The sequence below is a fragment of the Nocardia sp. NPDC004604 genome (genome assembly GCF_040609795.1).
Classification (GTDB): domain Bacteria; phylum Actinomycetota; class Actinomycetes; order Mycobacteriales; family Mycobacteriaceae; genus Nocardia.
The window spans coordinates 1-1602 of record NZ_JBEXLC010000330.1; the positions used below are offsets into that span (position 1 = coordinate 1).

The 1602-nt window shown below is 65.3% G+C and carries 3 protein-coding genes; 1 reads left to right on the forward strand and 2 read right to left on the reverse strand.

What is annotated here, in order from left to right; translation table 11 throughout:
• Positions 1 to 180, forward strand: a 180-nt coding sequence (locus tag ABZW16_RS43905) for a hypothetical protein (RefSeq protein WP_354962094.1), incomplete at its 5' end; no start/stop codon positions are given.
• Positions 181 to 588: 408 nt separating this feature from the next.
• Here the strand turns inward: ABZW16_RS43905 and ABZW16_RS43910 are convergent.
• Entirely contained in the window at positions 589 to 1281 is a 693-nt protein-coding gene (locus ABZW16_RS43910) for an ESX secretion-associated protein EspG (RefSeq protein WP_354962095.1), read from the reverse strand.
• 69 nt (positions 1282 to 1350) lie between these two features.
• On the reverse strand, positions 1351 to 1602 hold a 252-nt coding region (locus ABZW16_RS43915; protein WP_354962096.1), incomplete at its 5' end, for a hypothetical protein.

Genomic DNA, 1602 nt, shown 5'->3' on the forward strand with positions numbered 1-1602 from the left:
CTGGCGCAGGCCGCTCTCAACGTCCACCCACACCAGCGCATGGTCATCACCGGTCCAGAACTCTGCCAAGAAACGCCCCGACACTGCCGACCGTCCGCACCTATGCCGCAGTACCTACTACTCGAGAATGCGCTGGTGCAGGGCTCTTCTCGACGTTTGCACTGCATCAGTGCATGGTGATCAAGATCAGGTGGCACTGGTGGCGGGGGCTTCTCGGGCGATGCCGCCATAGATTCCACGTGATCATTTGTCCAGTTCAGATGTGGGGTGGGGGGTGTTTCTGGAGGACGCGACCACGGCCAGTTGAGTGGGCTGGAAGCTGTGGGCCTGTTCACCTGGCTGCGGGAGGTAAGGCGGGTACGGCACACGACGTGCCCAGCACTGCACCGGCAAAACCGCGGAACGCCAAACCATTTCGGGTCGAGAAAACCGGGAAGTCGGTGCAGGACAACAGGACCTACCGCAGCCTGACCAACCCGAACGCACCCGTCCAGAACTCTGCCAAGGAGGAGGTCGGGAGTGAGGGGTCGGAGTGAGGGATTTCAGTGCTCGCGGAGTGGGGGCAAGGGGGATGAGCTGCGTAGTTGTTCAGGGGCTGAGGAGCCAGGTGGTGAAGTGGGCGGCGAGGTCGGTGGGGGTGGTGGGGTGGATGGTGTGGGGTTGGTTGTGGAGTTCGGTGTAGCGGCCGTCATCGGTGATGTCGTGCCATTGGATGGTGGCGACGGGGTTGCTCGGTTTGGCGGCGGGGCCGGTGTGCAGCAGAGCGGATCCGCCGCCGTCGGCGGGCTGCCGCAGGAGGCGCTGATAGCGCTCGTGTGGGGTGTCGCTGTCGGGGTGGCAGGCGGCCTGCGATTGGGTGCCGGGTGTGCAGGGTGGCAGGCAGCCGACGAGTTGTGTGGGGAGGTGATCGGTGGGGAACATCCGGCAGCGGATCGGGCCGTTGGCATCGCCGAAGGTGGCTTGGGCCAGCGACATCGCGCGCTGGTCGGTACGTGCGCCGACAATGCGGTAGATGCGGACGCCGCCGTCGGGGTTCTTGTGTCGGGTTGTGCCGCCGAAGATTTGGATGCGTACCAGCGAGGTGGTCAAGGTATCCAGGGCGAGTTGGATTTCTGCTAGTTCGTTGCGGGAGTAGCGCTCGCGCACGGTCACCCGGTGGGCATCGAAGTCGTCGCGGTAGGCGAAGCGACTGGTGAAGCGAAGCGGATCGGGGAAGCGGTCGTGCGGGTGGTTGAGCCACAGCGCCGCGAAATCGTCTGGCTCCCAAGTCCATTCGGCCATCAAGTCATTCCGATCGATCGTGCGGGGTTGGTATGTGAGTGCAGTCGGCGAGCCGAGTCGGATGGTTATTCACCAGGGTTTGCCCCAGAGTCGGTGTCGGCGCGCCGAATCGGGGTGGATGCGTCCGGCTGCGACCAGCGCATCGAATGCGGCGTGCTTGCGGTCGCAGTCGTGCTCGCGATGCAGTTGCATCGCGACATGGGCGTCGGCGAGGGTGAACGGTTCCTCGGGTGGGCCGCACGTCCACGCCTTCGGCCATTCGACCGGGCGCAGACGGCAGCGGCGTGCGGCGGGCCGGTCGCGGCGTGGCTGGTTGATCGG